Source organism: Pseudomonas mucidolens (genome assembly GCF_900106045.1).
Taxonomy (GTDB): domain Bacteria; phylum Pseudomonadota; class Gammaproteobacteria; order Pseudomonadales; family Pseudomonadaceae; genus Aquipseudomonas; species Aquipseudomonas mucidolens.
In genome coordinates, this window is record NZ_LT629802.1 from 1,608,138 (window position 1) to 1,628,644 (window position 20,507).

17 protein-coding genes are annotated in these 20,507 nt (G+C 60.6%); 11 read left to right on the top strand and 6 right to left on the bottom strand.

Annotation, left to right across the window (positions count from 1 at the left end; genetic code table 11):
* Nucleotides 1-10: 10 nt before the first annotated feature.
* From BLU75_RS07765 to BLU75_RS07775, 3 genes are read right to left on the bottom strand one after another with little or no spacing between them, the layout of a single operon-like run.
* A complete protein-coding gene (locus tag BLU75_RS07765; RefSeq protein WP_084377990.1) occupies nt 11-958 on the bottom strand; it encodes a dihydrodipicolinate synthase family protein in 948 nt (315 codons plus the stop codon).
* A 47-nt stretch (nt 959-1,005) separates the two neighbouring features.
* The gene (locus tag BLU75_RS07770) at nt 1,006-1,932 is read right to left on the bottom strand and encodes a 4-hydroxyproline epimerase (RefSeq protein WP_084377989.1); all 927 of its coding nucleotides are present in this window, start codon (nt 1,930-1,932) and stop codon (nt 1,006-1,008) included.
* A 30-nt stretch (nt 1,933-1,962) separates the two neighbouring features.
* Nucleotides 1,963-3,591, bottom strand: a complete 1,629-nt coding sequence (locus BLU75_RS07775; protein ID WP_084377988.1) for an APC family permease — start codon at nt 3,589-3,591, stop codon at nt 1,963-1,965.
* Between the two features lie 221 nt (nt 3,592-3,812).
* On the opposite strand from BLU75_RS07775, the gene BLU75_RS07780 reads away from it, so the two are divergent.
* Nucleotides 3,813-4,610, top strand: coding sequence for an AraC family transcriptional regulator (locus BLU75_RS07780; RefSeq protein WP_172832095.1), 798 nt, complete (start codon nt 3,813-3,815; stop codon nt 4,608-4,610).
* Between the two features lie 15 nt (nt 4,611-4,625).
* On the opposite strand, the gene BLU75_RS07785 is transcribed toward BLU75_RS07780, so the two are convergent.
* A complete protein-coding gene (locus BLU75_RS07785; RefSeq protein WP_084377987.1) occupies nt 4,626-6,020 on the bottom strand; it encodes a sensor histidine kinase in 1,395 nt (464 codons plus the stop codon).
* Nucleotides 5,998-6,681: a response regulator transcription factor gene (locus BLU75_RS07790; RefSeq protein WP_084377986.1), complete on the bottom strand. Its 684-nt coding sequence runs from the start codon at nt 6,679-6,681 to the stop codon at nt 5,998-6,000. Before BLU75_RS07790 ends, BLU75_RS07785 begins: the two co-directional genes overlap by 23 nt.
* Nucleotides 6,682-6,992: 311 nt before the next feature.
* Between BLU75_RS07790 and BLU75_RS07795 the strand changes: the two genes are divergently transcribed.
* Entirely contained in the window at nt 6,993-7,889 is an 897-nt protein-coding gene (locus tag BLU75_RS07795) for a hypothetical protein (protein WP_084377985.1), read from the top strand.
* A 152-nt stretch (nt 7,890-8,041) separates the two neighbouring features.
* Here BLU75_RS07795 and BLU75_RS07800 read toward each other — a convergent pair whose 3' ends face one another.
* Nucleotides 8,042-8,962 carry a MurR/RpiR family transcriptional regulator gene (locus BLU75_RS07800; protein ID WP_084377984.1) on the bottom strand — a complete coding sequence of 307 codons (921 nt, stop codon included), beginning with the start codon at nt 8,960-8,962 and terminating at the stop codon, nt 8,042-8,044.
* Between the two features lie 333 nt (nt 8,963-9,295).
* Between BLU75_RS07800 and BLU75_RS07805 the strand changes: the two genes are divergently transcribed.
* The 9 genes from BLU75_RS07805 (at nt 9,296) to BLU75_RS07845 (ending at nt 20,431) form a co-directional block, all read left to right on the top strand.
* On the top strand, nt 9,296-11,263 hold the full coding sequence (locus tag BLU75_RS07805; RefSeq protein ID WP_084377983.1) for a bifunctional 5-dehydro-2-deoxygluconokinase/5-dehydro-2-deoxyphosphogluconate aldolase: 1,968 nt from the start codon (nt 9,296-9,298) through the stop codon (nt 11,261-11,263).
* Nucleotides 11,264-11,376: 113 nt separating this feature from the next.
* A complete protein-coding gene (gene iolE / locus BLU75_RS07810; protein ID WP_084377982.1) occupies nt 11,377-12,285 on the top strand; it encodes a myo-inosose-2 dehydratase in 909 nt (302 codons plus the stop codon).
* Nucleotides 12,282-13,076: a 5-deoxy-glucuronate isomerase gene (gene iolB / locus BLU75_RS07815; RefSeq protein ID WP_084377981.1), complete on the top strand. Its 795-nt coding sequence runs from the start codon at nt 12,282-12,284 to the stop codon at nt 13,074-13,076. Before iolE ends, iolB begins: the two co-directional genes overlap by 4 nt.
* A gap of 24 nt (nt 13,077-13,100) precedes the next feature.
* Nucleotides 13,101-14,603, top strand: a complete 1,503-nt coding sequence (locus tag BLU75_RS07820; RefSeq protein ID WP_084377980.1) for a CoA-acylating methylmalonate-semialdehyde dehydrogenase — start codon at nt 13,101-13,103, stop codon at nt 14,601-14,603.
* A 26-nt stretch (nt 14,604-14,629) separates the two neighbouring features.
* Nucleotides 14,630-15,445: a TIM barrel protein gene (locus BLU75_RS07825; protein WP_084377979.1), complete on the top strand. Its 816-nt coding sequence runs from the start codon at nt 14,630-14,632 to the stop codon at nt 15,443-15,445.
* Nucleotides 15,446-15,455: 10 nt separating this feature from the next.
* The gene (iolD, locus tag BLU75_RS07830) at nt 15,456-17,387 is read left to right on the top strand and encodes a 3D-(3,5/4)-trihydroxycyclohexane-1,2-dione acylhydrolase (decyclizing) (RefSeq protein WP_084377978.1); all 1,932 of its coding nucleotides are present in this window, start codon (nt 15,456-15,458) and stop codon (nt 17,385-17,387) included.
* 19 nt (nt 17,388-17,406) lie between these two features.
* Nucleotides 17,407-18,417, top strand: coding sequence for a bifunctional inositol 2-dehydrogenase/D-chiro-inositol 1-dehydrogenase (gene iolG, locus BLU75_RS07835; protein WP_084377977.1), 1,011 nt, complete (start codon nt 17,407-17,409; stop codon nt 18,415-18,417).
* A gap of 54 nt (nt 18,418-18,471) precedes the next feature.
* Nucleotides 18,472-19,332: a sugar phosphate isomerase/epimerase family protein gene (locus BLU75_RS07840; RefSeq protein ID WP_084377976.1), complete on the top strand. Its 861-nt coding sequence runs from the start codon at nt 18,472-18,474 to the stop codon at nt 19,330-19,332.
* 52 nt (nt 19,333-19,384) lie between these two features.
* A complete protein-coding gene (locus BLU75_RS07845; protein WP_084377975.1) occupies nt 19,385-20,431 on the top strand; it encodes a Gfo/Idh/MocA family protein in 1,047 nt (348 codons plus the stop codon).
* Nucleotides 20,432-20,507: the final 76 nt, after the last annotated feature.

Consider the following 20,507-nt stretch of genomic DNA (forward strand, 5'->3'; position numbering starts at 1 on the left):
GCACCGGGTGTCAGTCGACGTTCTGCTCGGCCGACCAGTTGGCATACCACTGACGGAACAGGCTGTACTGGTTCTCGGCATAACGTCGTTGGGCATCGCTGAGCGCATCGCTCGCGTTGAAGTGCAGGCTGTAGGCCTGGTCGCCATTGAGCACCATCAGGTGCTTGTAATACAGCACCAGGTCGCAGCCTTCATCGAAGGACGACAACACCGCCAGCGCGGCTTCCAGCTCGCGGGCCAGCCGGCGGGCCTTGGCGTCACCCTTGGCGGCCTTCTTGCTCAATGCGACCAGTTGCAGGACTTCCCGTGGCAAGGCGTTGCCGATGCCGGTGATGGCGCCGGTGGCGTTGCAGTTGACGAAGCCATGCACCACTTGGGTATCGACACCCACCATTAGGGTCACGGCATCGTCCTGGGACGTGATGTGTTCCGCCGCGTAGCGCAAGTCGGCGCCGCCGCCGAACTCCTTGAAACCGATCAGGTTGGGGTATTCGCGACGCAGCTCGAAGAACAAATCGGCGCGGGTCGCAAAGCCGTAATAAGGACTGTTGTAAATCACCGCCGGCAGGTTCGGCGCGGCGCCAAGAATGGCGGCGAAATGGGCCTTTTGCGCAGTCGCCGAAGCGCCGCGCGACAGCACGCGCGGAATCACCATCAAGCCCTGGGCGCCGACCTTCGCCGCGTGGGCGGCATGGGCTACCGCTTCACGGCTGTTGACTGCACCGGTGCCGACGATGGTCGGCACGCCGGCCGCCACCAGGCGCGCCACGCCTTCCTGGCGCTCGGCTTCGGTCAGCAACGGCCAGTCGCCCATGGAGCCGCAGTAGACCACGGCGCTCATGCCGATATCGATCAGTTCCCGGCCCTTGGCGACCAGCGCGTCAAAGTCCGGTTTGCGTGCGGCGGTGCACGGCGTCATCAGGGCAGGAATGCAGCCGGTGAAGATGTTATCGCTCATTGTTCTATCTCCGTGGGAAAGGTCTGTTGAAGCCAAGCCGAGGCATTTCAAATGCCCCAGGCGAAGGGATCCTGCGCGTCGATCAGCAGCGTGCTGTCGGCAGTCATGTAGGCGCGGCCGGTGATGTAGGGACGGATGCGTTCGCCTTCCCATTCAAAACGGCCCTCGAATTGGCTGGCGGTAATGCTCGCTTGCACCCAGAGCTCACCGGGCGCCAGCTTTCCCTCGGCGGCCAGGCACGCCAGTTTGGCGCTGGTGCCGGTGCCGCAGGGCGAGCGGTCGTAGGCTTTGCCGGGGCACATGACGAAGTTGCGGCTGTCGGCCCGGTCGTCGTCGGCAAACAGTTCGATATGGTCGATCAGGGTGCCGTCTTCGCCGTGGATGCCTTGGTCTTCGAGGGCCTTGAGCATCGCCCAGGTGAAGTCGGTGAGGCTGTCGACGTGGTCCATGTGCAACGTCTGGCCATGCTCGGAGACCAGGAAGAACCAGTTGCCGCCCCACGCGATATCGCCGTGGATCCGTCCGTGTCCGGGTACTTCCACCGCTACTTGCTGGCGATAGCGATAGGCGGGCACGTTGCGCAGGGTAACGGCGCCGTCCTCATGCAAGGTGGCGCTGACGGTGCCCACCGGGGTGTCGATCTGGTGCACGCCTGGAGCGATGTGCCCCAGGTAGTGCAAGGACGCGACGAGGCCGATGGTGCCGTGGCCACACATGCCGAGGTAACCGGCATTGTTGAAGAAAATCACCCCACAGGTGGCACCCTCGGAAACCGGCGCGCAGTACAGCGCACCCACCAGCACATCGTTGCCACGAGGCTCCAGCAGGCAGGCGCGACGCCAACGGTCATGCTCGGTGCGCAAGTTGTCGAGCTGTTCAGGCAAGGTGCTGCCGGCAAGCTCGGGAAAACCATGCATGACCAGCCGCGTGGGTTCGCCGCCGGTATGCGAGTCAATCACGTGTAGTTGTTTCATAAACCTGTCCCTTGAGTGATTGGCGGGTCTTCAAGACGAAAGTTGAGTGCCGGCGATAGGCGTCGCTGCGGTGGGCAGCACGGCTTCGCTTTCATCGTCTTCGTGGTCGAGCTCAATCAGGTGCGCTGGTACGCCGGTGGCCGCGCCCCAGTAGTAGATCCCCAGCGCGCAGGCCGCGACGACCAAGGTGTCGAACGGATGGCTGAGCACGCCCAGGCCGCCAAAACTGCCGAGTTTCGAGAGCACGATGGTCACCGCGTAGAAGCCGATCAGCCAGGCGCTGGAGCGCACTTGTCGGGCCAGGCTCAGGTGCTGCGTCGGCACCAGGCGGCCACACAACAGGTACACCACAAACATCACGATCTGCAGCCCCAGCAGCCAGGACACAGTGTTCCAGCCGGACCAGTAGACGATCAGCGCGGCGATGATGAACGACAGCGGGCCCAGTACACTCATCCCCTTGACCCGGAACGGGCGCGGCATGTCCGGGGCGTTGCGACGCAGCGCGGCGACACATACCGGGGCGACGGCGTAGCTCAGCACCAGCGCGGCGGACACCACGTTGATCAGCGCTTCCCAGGATGGGAATGGCAGGGTCCAGAACACCGACAAGCCAAAGGTCAGCCACAGCGCCGCGCGCGGGATGCCGGACTTTTTATCGATCCGCGTGAAGAGCTTGAAGAAGGTCCCGGTCTGCGCCCAGCCATAGATCACCCGTGGCGTCGCGTTCATGTAGATGTTGCCGCAGCCGCTGGGGGAGATGACTGCGTCGGCGACCACCAGATAGGCCAGCCAACCCACGCCCAAGGCCAGGGCAATATCGCGGTATGGCAACGCCAGTTCCTTGCTGATACCGGCCCAGCCGTTGGCGAGCATTTCCGTAGGCACGCCGCCGAGGAAAGCCACTTGCAGCAATACATAGATGGCGGTGGACAGCAGTACCGAGAGGATCATGGCAATGGGAATGGTGCGTTGCGGGTTCTTCACCTCGCTGGCCACCGAGATGATCGGCGTCAGCCCCAGGTAAGCGAAAATCACCCCGCCAGCGGAGACTGCCATTTCAATGCCCGAGAGGCCAAACGGCGCGAAACCCTGGGCATAAAAATTCTCTGGCTTGAAGAAGGTAAACAACACCCCGATCACCAGCAGCGGCACGATGAATTTGAACACGCTCACCAGATTGTTGGCGATGGCGAAGGTCTTCACGCTGCGGTAATTGAGGACGAAGAACAGGCAGAGCAGACCGAACTGCAGCAACCATCCGAGAGGAGTAGGGTCGCTGGAACTGGCCTTGGTCAGCTCGGGAAACCACGCGGCGGCATATTGTCGGGCGGCGACCACTTCAATCGCCACCAGGCTTGAGAAGGCGATCAGTGTGATAAAGCCCATCAGATAACCTAGCAGCGGACCGTGGGAATACACCGGGTAGCGCACCACACCGCCGGCACGGGGCAAAGCAGCCCCCAATTCGCAATACACAATACCCAGCAACAGCACGGCAAAACCGCCGAGTATCCAGGAAAAAATCCCCGCCGGACCGGCGATGGCCGACACGTGACTGGCGGCGAACAACCAGCCAGAACCAAAGATGGCTCCCAGTCCGATAAAGGTGAGGTCGATCAGAGACAGCTGTTTCTTGAACTTGCCTTGGGCTGACATGGCGGCGCCTTCTTGTGGTTTTTTGGATAGGCATGCAGTGGCGTTACAGTGAACCCATCGACGGCGTCGCGATTGATGTTTTGCGCGGTAAAAATGACGAAATCAGCACAATCGACCGCTTGGGAGGAGTCCTCGACACGCTCGCGATGATCCGGCAATCTGCTGGCCAGGCGTTGCTCGGCGGGCGCCTGGCCTACCCGAAAAGTGAGGACGTCAGTGTCATGATGCAGAATGCGTTCGCGAACCTTTGCCAAGGCAGCGACTTGAACCGCCCGCAGACCCTCGAGCAGTTACTGGCGGGCGTGACAGTGTTGCTGCCGATGCTGGACGTGATTCCAAATGCGGCGATGTTTATCAAGGATGTCCAGGCGCGTTACGTCATGGCCAACCGCACCCTGGTGCAACGCTGTGGCTTGAAACACCTGCAGCCGCTACTCGGAAAAACCAGCGCCGAGGTGTTCCCCGCGCAGCTTGGTCCCGGTTATACCGAGCAGGATCGGCGGGTGCTGGAGCAAGGGTTGGTGCTGGAGGATCAACTGGAATTGCACCTGTACGGCAGTCGTGAGCCCGGTTGGTGCCTGACCCACAAATGGCCACTGTATAACCGTGACGGCGCAATCATCGGGTTGGCGGGCATTTCCGTCGACCTGCAGTCGGCCAGCGAAACGCATCCTGCCTATCAACGGCTGGCGGCGGTGGATGAGCACATTCGAGCGCATTTCAACCGGCGTGTGAGCTTGGGCGAACTGACGCGGATCGCCGGTATTTCAGTGGCGCAGCTGGAGCGCTACTGCAAGCGCGTGTTCCACCTGACACCCCGCCAGATGATCCAGAAAGTGCGTCTGGAACATGCCCACCGTCTGTTGCATACCGATATGCCGATCACCGACGTCGCACTCCAGTGTGGCTACACCGATCACAGTGCGTTTACCCGACAGTTCAAGGCGCTGACCGGATTCACCCCGCGCCAGTACCGGCAGGCCACCGAAAACGTGGGGCACGAGGCTAAAGCCTTTTAGCGCTACGCCTGCCTTTCAGGCTTGCGGCATCAATTGCTGTCGACATTCCAGCATCAGTCGCGCGCCACCGCGCTCGCTGGTGCCCACCTCCAGTTTGAAGCCATGCAAGTTGACGATCGCCGCGACAATCGACAGGCCCAGACCAAACCCGCCTTGCTGATCACTTTCATCGACCCGATAAAAGCGCTGGAACACCGCCGCCTGTTCGGCCGCGGGAATGCCGGGGCCGGAGTCGAGGACTTCGATCTGTGTGCTGCCGCCATCGTTGAGTGCCCTCAGAATCACTTCACCGCCTGGCGGCGTGAACTTGATCGAGTTGCTCAACAGGTTGGCCAACGCCTCGAACAGCAGCGCACGGTCGCCGGTGATCCATGGCAGCGATTCGGGCACTTGCAACAGCAATTCCATCTGGCCTTCCTCCGCCAGAGGCAGGTAGAAATCGTGGAGTTCGCGAAGCAAAGGCAGCGGATCCAGGCTCAGGAAACCAGAGCGGCGCTGATGGTCCTCCAGCTCGGAAATGCGCAGCAACCCGCGAAACCGTGCCATCAGAGTGTCGGTCTCGCTGATTACCTCATCCAGTTGCAAGGCATGGGGCGAGCCTGCGTCGGCCTGCTGTTTGATCCGGTACAACTGCGCCCGTAACCGGGTCAGCGGGGTGCGCAGGTCATGGGCGATGTTGTCGCACACGCCCTTGACCTCGTGCATCAGTTTTTCGATGCGATCGAGCATGGCGTTGACGATGGCCGCCAGCATGTCCAGTTCGTCACGCCGGTTGGACAGCGGCAGGCGACGGGTCAGGTCGCCGGCGACAATCGCTTCGGCGCTGGCCTGGATTCCGCGAATCCGTTGCAGCGGACGCCTGCGCAGCAGATGCCAGCCAGCGACGCCGGGGATAATGGTCAGCGACAATGCCCACAGCAGCGCATGCAGAATGATCCGGGTGACGCCGAACAGCGAACCGTTTTCGCGTACCAGAATCAGCCAGCGACCGTCCGCGGTGCGGGTGGCCACGGCGTCGCAACTGTCCTGGGGCAGCGTCGGGTCGCGGGATTCGATGCAGTGCTCCAGGGCGTGGATGCGCCCGTCCAGGGGCAGCAGCGGTGGCACGTGCAGGATCGGCCCGCTCAGTGGGCGAAACTGCGCGTCGAACAGGCCGTAGGCGTCGACGCCCTTCATGTCGAAGGTCATGCTGGTGGTCAGGGCTTCCACCAGTTGCTCGCCTTCGAAGCGCTGGAACAGGTGTTGACGCTGCAGGAGCGAGTGGCGGGAGAGGTTACTCAGGTAGCCCGAGACTTCGTAGTACAGCACCCCCATGAGGATGCAGCTCCAGGCCACGAACAGCGTGCTGTACAACGCAAGCAAACGGCTGCTGGAAGAACGCCAGCCTTTAGACGGGTTCAGTAATGACATAACCCGAACCTCGTACCGTACGGATCAGTGGTGTCAGGCCCGGTGGGTCGATTTTCTTGCGCAGACGGCCGATATGGACGTCGATCAGATTGGTGCCCGGGTCGAAGTGATAACCCCAGACTTCCTCGAAAATCATCATCCGCGAGAGGATTTGTCCAGTATTGCGCATCAGGAATTCCAGCAGTTTGTACTCGGTGGGCAGCAAGCTCAGGGGCTGCTCGGCGCGACTGGCTTCGCGACTGATCAAGTTCAGTTCCAGATCGGCCACCCGCAGCGCCGTATCTGACGCCTTGAGCGTACTGTTACGCCGCAGCAGCACCTCGACCCGGGCCGCCATTTCGTCAGAGGCGAAGGGCTTGGTCAGATAGTCATCGCCCCCGGCGCGCAGGCCGCGCACGCGTTCATCGACATCGGACAGGGCGCTGATCATCAGGATCGGCGTCGAGACACCGATGGTGCGCAGGGTGGTGACGATGGTCAGGCCATCCAGTTCCGGGAGCATGCGGTCGAGGGTGATCAGGTCGTAATCCCCACTTACTGCTCGCGCCAGGCCCTCGCGGCCATTGTCCACCCAGTCCACGTCGAGTCCATGGCTACTCAACTCAGCGACGATCTCGCGGGCCGTTACGGCGTCGTCTTCGATAGTCAAAATGCGCGTCATAAGTAATACCTGGTGAGCCATTCACACTGAAGTACCAGCATTTTGCCAAGAAACGCCCGGCGTCTTGCTAAAAAAAACTTCATGTTTGTAGACGCAGCGTCGCTGGCGCTCGACCGCTGCCATGGCGACGGGAGCGTGCAGAAAACCTGTTGCCCACCTGTGAGTCTTGCAAGTTGCACGCTTGCCGAAAGCTCAAATTATTTAACTAGTTGAAATAAATGGATTTTTTATTCCGTTTTGGATGGCACGTTGCCTGCACTGTCTCTTTTGAGAGGTGTGACACTATTTTCCATCCAAGGAGCATAACAACAATGATGACGTCCTCATCCACACTGCAAGCGTCAAGCACGCTTTCCGGGGTTTCCTGGGGAGCGATTTTTGCCGGAGCGGCGGCGGCCGCAGCGCTCTCGCTGATCCTCGTGCTGTTAGGTTTTGGCCTGGGTTTTTCGGCAGTGTCGCCGTGGGCCGACAGCGGTGTCAGTGCCAAGGGCCTGGGCATTTCGACGATCGTCTGGTTGGCGTTCACGCAGATCGTTGCAGCCGGGTTGGGCGGTTACATCGCCGGACGGTTGCGGGTCCGGTGGGCCAATCTGCATGGCGATGAAGTGTATTTCCGCGACACCCATGGCTTCCTCGCGTGGGCGGTGGCCACCTTGATTACGGCCACGCTGGTGGTGGGCTCGGTGAGCAGCATCGTCAGTGGCGGTGTGCAAGCCGGCGCCAGCATCGCATCGGGTGCCGCCAGCGGGTTGAGCCAGGCCGCCAGCAACAATGGCGAAAACTTCGGCTATTACGTCGACAGCCTGTTCCGCGATGACCGTCCTGCCGCCACCAGCGACGATGCGGTGCATGCCGTCGCGGCGCGGATTTTTACCCGCACGCTGGAGAATGACGGTGAGCTGCTGCCACAAGACCGTGCCTACCTGGCGCAGTTGATCAGCCAGCGCACCAACCTTACCCAGGCCGACGCCGAGCGTCGGGTCGACGAGGTGTATGCGCAGGCTCGCAAAACCGTAGAAGAGGCCAAGTTGAAGGCCAAGCAAGCGGCCGACACGGCCAGCACCGTGGCCGCCTGGACCGCGTTGTGGATGTTCGTCGCGCTACTGTGCGGTGCGTTTTTTGCCAGCTTCGCCGCGACCTTCGGTGGTCGCCGCCGGGACGCCGTGGTGTACCTGGAAACCGATCCTTCGCTGCCACCTGTTCGTTAATTCAAGGAGAACGTTATGCGCTCATTACTGCTGTGGTTCCTCGGCATCCCGATTCCGATCATTATCCTGATCGCGATCTTCATGTGATCCGTCAGGCTTGACCAAGGCCGCTCTGCACTGGCAGGGCGGCCTTTTTTTGCGCGCGGTTGGTCTCAGTCCTCAAACCCGACCTGCTCATGAATCTCATCCACCTTCAACTCCAACCGATAAGCCACCGCGATAAATAACGCCTGGCACAGGCACAGCGTTGCACTCAACGAGCGGAACGCAAACGACGAACCCTCATTCACCAGCAACACCGCATTCGCTCGCTTGGCCAGCGGCGACAGGTTGCTGTCGGTGATGATCAGGGTTTTCGCCTGGTGATGCTGGGCAATGCGCAGGCAATGCTGGGTTTCCTTGCCGTAGGGCGTAAAGCTGATCGCGATCACCAGATCATTGGCGCGCACGCTGCGCATCTGTTCGCGGTAGCTGCCGCCCAGGCCGGACACCAGGTGGATGCGTTTATTGGTGTGTTGCAGGTTGTAGACCAGGTAATCAGCCACGGCGAACGAGCGACGCACACCGACCACGTAGATATTGTCGGCGTTGACCACAAGATCCACGGCTTTCTCGAAAGCCGCGTCATCCAGCTCAAGTCCCAGGCGCTCGATACCCGACAACGTCGCATTCACGCATTCCCGGGCCAGGTCGCCGCCGCTGGCTTTCTGCGACTTGTTGGCGATCATGCTGCGGATGCGCTGCTGGTAGTTCTGAACCGGCGTGGTCTTGTGGGTATACGCCTCGCGAAACAGCGACTGCATCTCACTGAAGCCACTGAAGCCGAAACGCTGGGAGAAACGCACGATGGCCGAGGGATGCACTTCACATTCCCGGGCGATATCACTGATGCGATCGACCATGATCCGGTCGCTCTGCTGGCTCATGTAGCTGGCGATACGCTTGAGCTGGCGTGGCAGGCTTTCATACTCGTCGGTGATCAGCTGTAGCAGGCGCTCGGCGTTGATCGGGGGGCTGGCGGGATCATTTTCCGGGGCGTTCTCAGGGCTGGCCTGCTGATCGGTACGGGGCATGAAAAATCCTTCTGACGTTACGGGCATAAGAGGTATCGCGTAGCAGCTGTCGGGCCTGGGCATGCACACACTATTGGAGCACTCATGGCGTACGGCGCAAGTCTACAGCGTAGGCGCAAAAAAAAACCTCGGTATCGCGGCCTGTGGCGCGGCTGAAACGGTGCACCGGCGCAGAAACAGCGCTATGAAAGCTTAATGGAAAAATTATTCCATGGAAAATATATATAGAATAAATATTGATTGGTGTCGCCGGACGTTTTAGTCTGCATCCACCAAGAGCGTCGCCGCCTTCACGACGGCAGGCGCAGGCTGATAAAAATAACAGGAGCCAGCATGGGCCAGACTCGTTTTGCCAGTGGGCGTCAATTGGATCTGATTTGCCTCGGGCGCCTGGGCGTCGATCTCTATGCCCAGCAGGTGGGGGCACGATTGGAAGATGTCTCAAGCTTCGCCAAATACCTGGGTGGTTCCTCGGCGAATATCGCGTTCGGAACTGCACGCCTGGGTCTCAAGTCGGCGATGCTGACGCGGGTCGGAGATGACCACATGGGGCGTTTTCTCGTCGAGTCCCTGGCCCGCGAAGGCTGTGATGTCAGCGGCATCAAGGTCGATCCGCAGCGCCTGACCGCGATGGTTCTGCTGGGACTCAAGGACCGTGAAACCTTTCCGTTGGTGTTCTACCGCGAGAACTGTGCCGACATGGCGCTACGGGCCGAAGACATCAGCGAAAGTTTCATCGCCTCCAGCAAAGCCCTGCTGGTCACCGGCACGCATTTCTCCACCGAGGGCGTTTACCAGGCCAGTCTCCAGGCACTGGAATACGCCGAAAAGCACGCCGTAAAACGGGTGCTGGACATCGACTATCGTCCGGTCCTCTGGGGCTTGGCCGGCAAGGCGGACGGCGAAACCCGTTTTGTTGCCGATCAGAACGTCAGTCAGCATGTGCAAGGCATCCTGGCGCGTTTTGACCTGATCGTCGGTACCGAAGAAGAGTTCCTGATTGCCGGTGGCAGCGAAGATCTGCTAACAGCGCTGCGCACCGTACGACGTCTGTCGACAGCGACGTTGGTGGTCAAGCTGGGTCCGCAGGGGTGCACGGTGATCCATGGCGCGATTCCTGCGCGCCTGGAAGACGGTGCGATCTATCCCGGGGTGCGCGTCGAAGTGCTCAATGTGCTGGGCGCCGGTGATGCGTTCATGTCAGGTTTCCTCAGTGGCTGGTTGAACGACGCCAGTGACCAGCGTTGCAGCCAGTTGGCCAATGCCTGCGGCGGCCTGGTGGTTTCCCGTCACGCCTGTGCGCCGGCCATGCCGACGCTGGCGGAGCTGGACTATTTGTTCAACAGCCCGGTGCCGATCACGCGGCCGGATCAGGACGTTGTGCTGCAACGCCTGCATCAGGTCAGCGTGCCGCGCAAAAACTGGAAGCAACTGTTCATCTTCGCCTTTGACCATCGCTGGCAGTTGCTCGAACTGGCACAAAAGGGCGGTCAGGACCCGGCGCGTATCAGCGCCATCAAACAGCTGTTTATCCAGGCGGTAGAGCGCGTCGAGCGCAAATTGCACGAGGCGGGTATCGAGGCTGATGTGGGGCTGCTGGCCGATCAGCGCTTTGGCCAGGATGCGCTCAACGCCGCCACCGGTCGCGGCTGGTGGGTCGCTCGCCCGGTGGAGGTGCAAGGCTCGCGACCGCTGGCGTTTGAGCAGGGTCGCTCGATTGGCAGCAACCTGATCGCCTGGCCCCAAGAGCAAATCATCAAGTGCCTGGTGCAATTTCACCCCGATGACGAACCGCTGTTGCGCCTCGAGCAGGAAGCGCAAATCAAGGGCCTGTATGAGGCGTCACTGGTCAGCGGTCATGAACTGCTGCTGGAAATCATCCCGCCCAAGGATCACCCCTCGACCTACCCCGATGTGCTCTATCGCAGTCTCAAGCGCCTGTACAACCTGGGTATTTACCCGGCGTGGTGGAAGATCGAGGCGCAGTCCGCCGAGGCGTGGAAAAAACTCGATGAGCTGATTCAAGCGCGTGATCCCTACTGCCGTGGCGTGGTGTTGCTGGGGCTGAATGCGTCGGCGGAATGTCTGGCGCAGGGCTTTCAGCAAGCCAGCCAGAGCCAGGTCTGTCGCGGGTTTGCCGTCGGCCGCACGATATTCCAGGAGCCGAGCCGAGCGTGGATGGCAGGTGAAATTGACGACGAGATGTTGATCCAGCAAGTGCAAGGCACCTTTGAACAACTGATCAATGCCTGGCGCGATTCCCGAGCCTGTAGGCGCGAGCTTGCTCGCGAAAATCGTTAACGATAACGCCGGCAACCTGAATGAACCGGTTGCTCTCAGGATCTTCGCGAGCAAGCTCGCTCCTACAGAGCGTCTGTCCTCAGGTCCATCGTAAAACAATAAAAGGTGCAGCCATGCCCGCAATCCGTATTGGCATCAACCCGATTTCCTGGAGCAACGACGACTTGCCGGCCCTGGGCGGTGAAACGCCCCTGAGCACCGCGTTGAGCGAAGGCAAGGAGATCGGCTATGAAGGCTTTGAACTCAACGGCAAGTTTCCCAAGGATGCCAAGGGCGTCGGCGACGTGTTGCGTCCTTACGACCTGGCGCTGGTGTCTGGCTGGTACTCCAGCCGCTTGGCCCGGCGTTCGGTGGCCGAAGAAATCGACGCGATCGCCAGTCATGTGCAACTGCTCAAGGAAAACGCCGCGACGGTGCTGGTCTACGGCGAAGTCGCCGACTCGATCCAGGGTTCACCCATTCGCCTGATCGAGCGCCCGCGTTTTCACACTGAGCAGGCGTGGCAAGTGTACGCCGACAAACTCACCGAGTTGGCGCGCTTTACCCTGTCCCAAGGTGTGCGCCTGGCCTACCACCACCATATGGGCGCTTACGTCGAGTCACCGCAAGACATCGACACACTGATGAGTCTCACCGGGCCGGAAGTCGGCCTGCTGTTTGATTCGGGCCACTGCTACATGGGCGGTGGCGAGCCCGTCGAGGTGCTGCGCAAACACTTGCAGCGTATCTGTCACGTGCATTTCAAGGACGTGCGCAAGTCAGTGGTGCAATTGGCCCGCAACCAGCTATGGAGCTTTCCCGATTGCATCGTCAACGGCACGTTCACCGTGCCGGGTGATGGCGATATCGACTTCGCCGAGCTGCTGGATGTGTTGCTGGCCGCCGGTTATCAGGGCTGGCTGGTGGTTGAAGCCGAGCAGGACCCAGCCGTGGCGCCCAGTTATATCTATGCGAAAAAAGGCTACGACACCCTGCGTTCGCTGTTGAACGAGGCGCTGGCAAAAAGGAGCACGGCACCATGAGTCTCTTGGTCAAAAGCAGCCCGCATGGGCAAACCATGGTTGCGCTGCCAGAGGGCCGCCTTGCCTACGTGGGTTTTGCCGCCTACCGCCTGCGCCTGGGGGAAACCCTGCCGGTCAGCGCCGCGGACAAAGAGTTGTGCCTGGTGCTGCTCAGCGGTCGAGTCAACATCGAAGGCGACGGTTTCAACTGGCAGAACCTCGGTGATCGCCAGTCGGTGTTTGAAGATAAATCACCTTTTGCGGCCTATCTACCACCGGGCAGTCACGCCCAGGTCACCGCCCTGAGCGATGTGCAACTCGCCGTCTGTGCTGCGCCGGGTGCTGTCGAAGCGGGTTTTGCGCCGCGGCTGATTCGTCCCGAACAGTGCAAGCGCAGCGTGCGCGGCAAAGGCGCCAATACCCGTTATGTGTGCGACATCCTGCCGGACAGCGAGCCGGCGCATTCGCTGTTGGTGGTGGAAGTGCGCACGCCGTCCGGTCATTCGTCGAGCTACCCGCCCCACAAGCACGACACCGACGACCTGCCACACCAGAGCTTTCTCGAAGAAACCTATTACCACCAGGTCAATCCACCCCAGGGATTCGTATTCCAGCGGGTCTACACCGACGATCGCAGCATCGATCAGGCCATGGCCGTGGAAAACAGCGATCTGGTGGTGGTGCCCAAGGGTTATCACCCGGTCAGCGTGCCCTACGGCTACGAGTCGTATTACCTGAACGTGATGGCCGGCCCCAAGCGCGCCTGGCACTTCCATAACGACCCTCGGCACAGCTGGCTGCTGGACCTATAACGAATTCGACGGAGAACAAAAACAATGAACAACGCCCAGGTAATCGGCCATTACATCAACGGCCAGGTGCAGGACAGCGGTAGCCAACGTTTCAGCAATGTGTTTAACCCGGCCACTGGCGAAGTGCAGGCGCGGGTCGCTCTGGCCAGCCAGCAGACCGTCGATGAAGCGGTGGCCTCGGCGCTGAAAGCATTTCCGGCGTGGTCCGAGCAATCGTCCCTGCGCCGCTCGCGGGTGTTGTTCAAGTTCAAGGAACTGCTCGATCAGCACCATGACGAGTTGGCCGAAATCATCAGTCGCGAACACGGCAAGGTGTTCTCCGACGCCAGGGGCGAAGTCACCCGTGGCATTGAAATCGTCGAATACGCCTGTGGCGCGCCCAACCTGCTGAAAACCGATTTCAGCGACAACATCGGCGGCGGCATCGACAACTGGAACCTGCGCCAGCCCTTGGGTGTGTGCGCAGGGATCACGCCGTTCAACTTCCCGGTAATGGTGCCTTTGTGGATGATCCCGCTGGCATTGGCCACCGGCAACTGCTTCATCCTCAAGCCGTCCGAACGTGATCCGTCCGCCAGTTTGCTGATGGCCCGTCTGCTGACCCAGGCCGGATTGCCCGATGGCGTGTTCAATGTGGTGCAGGGCGATAAAAGTGCCGTGGATGGCCTGTTGCAGCACCCGGACGTGGAGGCGATTTCCTTCGTCGGATCGACGCCGATTGCCGAGTACATCCACCAGCAGGCGACCCAGCGCGGCAAGCGTGTGCAAGCGCTGGGCGGGGCGAAGAATCATATGATCGTGATGCCCGACGCCGACCTCGACCAGGCCGCCGACGCGCTGATCGGCGCGGCCTACGGCTCGGCCGGCGAGCGCTGCATGGCGATCTCGATTGCGCTGGTGGTCGGCGATGTCGGCGACAAGCTGATCGACAAATTGCTGCCGCGCATCGACCGGCTCAAGGTCGGCAACGGTATGCACAAGGGCAGCGAAATGGGCCCGCTGGTGACCGCGGAACACAAGGCCAAGGTCCAAGGTTTTATCGACGAAGGCGTGGCCCAGGGTGCGAAACTGATTGTCGACGGGCGCGGCTTCACGGTGCCCGGCGCTGAAGCTGGGTTCTTCGTCGGCGCTACGTTATTCGACAACGTCACCACCGACATGAGTATCTACCGGCAGGAGATATTCGGTCCGGTGCTGGGCATCGTGCGGGTGGCTGACTTCGCCAGTGCCGTGGCCCTGATCAACGCCCATGAATTCGGCAACGGCGTGTCGTGCTTCACCAGCGACGGCGGTATCGCACGGGCCTTTGCCCGCACCATCAAGGTCGGCATGGTCGGCATCAACGTGCCGATTCCGGTGCCGATGGCCTGGCATTCGTTCGGCGGCTGGAAGCGCTCGCTGTTTGGCGACCACCACGCCTATGGCGAAGAAGGCATTCGCTTCTACAGCCGCTACAAGAGCGTGATGCAGCGCTGGCCCGACAGCATCGCCAAGGGGCCTGAATTCAGCATGCCAACAGCCAAGTAAAACGTTCCAGTGGGGAGTGCACGAGAATGAATAAGCCTATGCGTTTTGCCTTGAACCGGATGGTCGCTCCAGGTCTTTCGCTGCCTGCGTTTATCGACTTGGCGGTGACCTTGAAATGCGCTGCCATCGAGCTGCGCAACGACCTTGCCGGAATCGAGATCGAAGACGGAACGCCTGCCACGCGGGTCCGCGAATTGTGTGAAGCCAAGGGTATTACGGTGCTGTCGATCAACGCGCTGTATCCCTTCGACGTGTGGAACGACGAACGTCGGGCCCAGGTAGTGAGGTTGGCGGCGTATGCCCGCGACTGCGGCGCCCAAGGCCTGGTGATGTGCCCACTGAATGATCCCGCCGACCCGCGTAACGATGCCCAGCGTGCCATGGGGCTGCGCACCGCCTTGAGCGAACTGGCGCCGATCCTGCGTGAGCATGGGCTTCTCGGTTTCATCGAACCCTTGGGTTTCGAGGAGTGCTCCTTGCGCCGCAAACGGGTGGCGGTAGAGGCGATTAAAGCCATTGGCGGGCTGGACGTGTTCCGGCTGGTGCACGACACCTTTCATCATCACTTGTCCAGTGAACACGAGTTTTTCCCGGAGTTGACCGGCCTGGTGCATATCTCCGGCGTGGAGGACCGTGACGCGCCGCTGTCGAGCATTCGCGACGGGCACCGGGTGCTGGTGGGCGAGGGCGATATCCTCGGCAACGCGGCGCAGATCGAGACCTTGCTGAATACCGGTTATCGCGGCTACCTGTCCTTCGAGCCGTTTGCCGAGAGCGTGCATGGCCTGGCGGATATCCAGCAGGCGTTGAGCGCGAGCATGGCTCACCTGCAGAACAAATAAGGGGCGAAACATGAGCACAACACGATTGACCATGGCCCAGGCCCTGGTGAAGTTTCTCGATAACCAGTACATCGAAGTCGACGGCGTGCAGAGCAAGTTCATCGCCGGGATTTTCACGATCTTTGGGCATGGCAATGTGCTGGGCCTGGGCCAGGCCCTGGAACAAGATTCCGGTGACCTGGTGGTGCATCAGGGCCGCAACGAGCAGGGCATGGCGCATGCTGCGATTGGTTTTGCCAAGCAGCACCTGCGGCGCAAGATCTACGCCTGCACCGCGTCGGTCGGTCCGGGCGCGGCGAATATGCTCACCGCGGCCGCCACGGCGACCGCCAACCGTATCCCGTTGTTGCTGTTGCCCGGCGACGTCTACGCCAGCCGCCAGCCTGACCCGGTGTTGCAACAGATCGAGCAGTTCCATGACCTGAGTATCAGCACCAACGACGCGTTTCGCGCCGTGAGCAAATACTGGGACCGCATCAACCGTCCCGAGCAGTTGATGAGCGCGGCGATCCACGCCATGCGCGTGCTCACCGATCCCGCCGAGACCGGCGCCGTGACCTTGGCCCTGCCGCAGGATGTACAAGGTGAGGCCTGGGACTATCCCGACTATTTCCTGCAAAAGCGCGTGCACCGTATCGACCGGCGCCGGGCCACCGAAGCCATGCTCAGTGACGCGGTAGCGGCGTTCAAGGGCAAGCGCAAACCGCTGATTATCTGCGGCGGCGGCGTCAAGTACTCCGGTGCCAATGTGGCGCTGCAAGCTTTTGCCGAGCGTTTTGATATTCCGTTCGCCGAAACCCAGGCCGGCAAGAGCGCAGTGGTTTCCAACCACCCGCTGAACGTCGGCGGTATAGGTGAAACCGGCTGCTTGGCGGCGAATCTGTTGGCCCCGGAGGCGGACCTGATTATCGGCATCGGTACGCGCTACACCGACTTCACCACTTCGTCGAAGTCATTGTTCACGCATCCCGAGGTGCGCTTTCTCAATCTCAATATCAGCCCGTGCGATGTGCTGAAACTCGATGCCGTGCAGTTGCTGGCGGATGCCAGGGTCGGTCTGGAGGCGTTGTCCGAAGCGCTGGGCGATTACCGCTCCCAGTGGGGCGATCAGCCACGAGACGCCAAGGTGCAGTTGGAGGCCGAGGTCGATCGCATTTACCAGGTCGAATACCAGAGCGATCACTTCGTTCCGGAAATCAACGACCACATGGACCCGGCCGTTCTGCGTGAATTTATCGAAATCACCGGCTCCTGCCTGACCCAGAGCCGCGTGCTGGGCGTGCTCAATGAAACCCTGGCCGACGACGCGATTATTGTGGCCGCCGCCGGCAGCTTGCCCGGTGACTTGCAGCGCAGTTGGCGCAGCAAAGGCGTCAACACCTACCACGTTGAGTACGGTTACTCCTGCATGGGGTACGAGGTGAATGCCGCCCTGGGCGTGAAGCTGGCCGAGCCGACGCGCGAGGTCTACGCCTTGGTCGGGGATGGGTCCTACATGATGTTGCATTCGGAGTTGGTTACCTCGATTCAGGAGCGGCGCAAGATCAACGTGGTGTTGTTGGACAACATGACCTTCGGCTGCATCAACAACCTGCAGATGGAACACGGCATGGATAGCTTCGGCACCGAGTTCCGCTTTCGCAACCCTGACAGTGGCAAGCTCGACGGCGGTTTCGTGCCGGTGGATTTCGCCATGAGTGCGGCGGCCTATGGCTGCAAGACTTACACAGTCAACACGGTTGAACAGCTACGGGCCGCGCTGGCGGACGCCCGTGAGCAAGCGGTGTCGACGCTGATTGATATCAAGGTCCTGCCAAAAACCATGATCCATAAATACCTGTCCTGGTGGCGGGTGGGTGTGGCCCAGGTCTCAACCAGCGAACGCACCCGTGCAGTGGCAAAACAACTTAACGAACGTCTGGCCAAGGCCCGGCAGTACTAATGACAAGAGGGGTGTTTACATGTCTTTGAAGTTAGGCGTAATCGGCACGGGCGCGATCGGCCGGGACCACATCCGTCGTTGCAGCCAGACCTTGCTCAACAGCCAGGTCGTGGCGGTCACCGACATCAACCTTGAGCAGGCCGCCAAGGTGGTGGCTGATCTGCAGATTGGTGCCGAGGTCTACCCGGATGGCCATGCACTGATCAATTCGGCACACGTCGAGGCGTTGCTGGTCACGTCCTGGGGGCCGAGCCATGAAGAGTTTGTGCTCGCCGCCATCGCCGCCGGCAAACCGGTGTTCTGTGAGAAACCGCTGGCGGTGACCGCCGATGGCTGTCGCAAGATCGTCGAGGCTGAAGTGGCCCACGGCAAGCGTCTGGTGCAAGTGGGCTTCATGCGTCCCTATGACGAAGGCTATCGGGCCTTGAAAGCGGTGATCGACAGCGGCCAGATCGGCGAACCGCTGATGTTGCACTGCGCGCACCGTAACCCGAGCGTGGGCGAGAATTACAAGACCGATATGGCAATCACCGATACGCTGATCCACGAACTGGATGTGTTGCGCTGGTTGCTGGCCGATGACTATGTCTCGGTGCAGGTGGTATTCCCGCGTAAATCCAGCAAGGCATTGGCGCATCTGCGCGATCCGCAGATCGTGCTGTTGGAAACCGCCAAGGGCACGCGGATTGATGTGGAAGTGTTTGTGAATTGCCAGTACGGCTACGACATCCAGTGCGAAGTGGTGGGGGAGACTGGCATTGCCAGGTTGCCGGAACCGTCCCAGGTACAGATGCGCAGTGGCGCCAAGCTGTCCAACGCGATTCTGATGGACTGGAAGGATCGCTTTATCGCCGCTTATGACGTCGAGTTGCAGGCGTTCATCGACGGGGTGCGCGCTGGCCAGGTGAGTGGCCCTTCGGCCTGGGACGGATTTGCTGCCGCGGTTGCGGCGGATGCCTGTATCGAAGCGCAGAACAGTGGACAGATCGTCAAGGTCGGTCTGCCGGATCGCCCGGCTTTTTACCGCTGACCATCAGCCTGCGGGTATCGATATAAAAACCAGACGCTTCGGGAGATCTCAAGCATGCGCATTGCATTAGACCCCTACATGTACCGTCATCTACCCTTGGGCCAGATGGTCGACAAGGCTGCCGAGCTCGGCTACCAGCACATCGAGCTTTCGCCTCGGGAAGATTTTCTGCCATTCTACAAGGCACCACGCGTCGACCGGGCACGAATCAAGGAATTCCGCAAAGCCCTGAGCGACGCTGGCGTGCAGCTGTCATCCTTGTTGCCCATGTACCACTGGGCCGCCGCCGACGAAGGCCTGCGGGTCGCGGCAGTGCGCAATTGGAAACGAGCGATCCAGATAGCCGTGGAACTGGACTGCGAATTGCTCAACACCGAATTTACCGGCCAATCGGACAACCCGCTGGTCTGCGAAAACCAATTCATGCGCTCCATGGACGAGCTGGTGCCGGTGTTCGAACGCGAAGGCGTCAAGCTGGACATTCAGGCGCATCCCTACGACTTTTGCGAGCGCAACAACGAATCGGTGGACATCATTCGCGGGCTGGATCGCGACTGGATCAACTACCTATACGCCGCGCCCCATACCTTTTTTTACGATGACGGCAAGGGCGATATTGCCTCGATGCTCAAGTACGCCGGCTCCAAACTCAGTCACTTGATCATCGCTGACACTTACAACCACCGGGCATCTTCCAACCTGCGCTACATCGTCAACCCACCGGGCGTAACCGCTACGGTGCATCAGCATCTGGATATCGGTCAGGGCGAAGTCGATTGGGAGGCGTTTTTTGGCACGTTGCGGGAGATCAAGTTCGACGGTATCGCCACGGTCTCGGTATTTGCCTGGGAAGACCGGCCGGATGAGTCCAATCGGATGATGCTGGAACGGGTGACCCGTGAACTCTGTCAGTAGACGTGGTCGCGCATTCTCACGCCTGTGGAATAGATAAGGAATCAATAAACCTATGCGAATCGGACTGGTTGGATACGGCCATGGCGGTCGTTTTTTTCATGCGCCGCTGATTGCCAGCTTGTCGGGAGCGACTTTCGTTGGCGTGGTCACCCGTTCGCCGGAGCGTCGGCAACTGTTGGCGGCTGAACGCCCGGGGGTCAAGGCCTTCGATAGCATTGACCAACTCGTCGAGGCCGGTGTGGATGCACTGGTGATTTCCACGCCGTTGGAAGGCCGCTCGGCGCTGGTGCTGGAAGCCATTGAACGGGGTGTGGCGGTGGTTAGCGACAAGCCTTTCGCCAGTGATGCCGCCGAGGCTTTTGAATTGATTGCCGCGGCCGAGCGCCAGAAGGTGTTGCTCAGCGTCTATCAGAACCGGCGCTGGGACTCGGATTTTCTCACCCTGCGCAAACTCATCGACAGCGGCGCGTTGGGCAGCATCAGCCGTTTTGAATCGCGGGTCGAGCGCTACAGCCCGCAAACGCTGGGCAATGCCAGCGGAGGCGGGTTCCTGCGCGATCTTGGCAGCCATTTGGTGGATCAGGCCTTGCAGTTGTTCGGGCCGGTGAACAAGGTCTTCGCACAACTGCATTTCAGCGCCGAGCATCCGGATATCGACCATGGTTTCTTCGCTTCGCTGACCCACGCCAATGGCGTGATTTCACACCTGTGGGGCAGCGCGCTGCAAAACAGCCCAGGACCGCGTTTCCGGGTCAATGGCAGTCAGGGCGGCTACACCATTGACGGTCTGGACGGCCAGGAAGATGCGCTGATCGCCGGCCGGACGCCAAAAACCGAAGGGGAGCACTGGGGCGCGGAAGAGCACCGGCGCTGGGGCTGGTTTGAACAGGGTGTGGAACGGGAGCGGGTTCCTTCGGAAAAAGGCTGCTGGAATCAGTTCTACCAACAGTTGCAAAGTGCTGTGCAAGGGCAGGGGCCGCTGCCGGTGGAGGCGCGTGACGCCTTGGCGACGACCCGTGTGCTGGACGCGGCACGGCTCAGTTCCAGACGTCAGCAAGTGGTGGAAATGGCGGCTATCGAGTTCGATAAACAAAAATAGAATAAAATTCCAAAACAGGTTGATATGGAAAATATTTTCCAATAAAGTCTTTTCCAGGTTGCCAACAGTCGCGCCC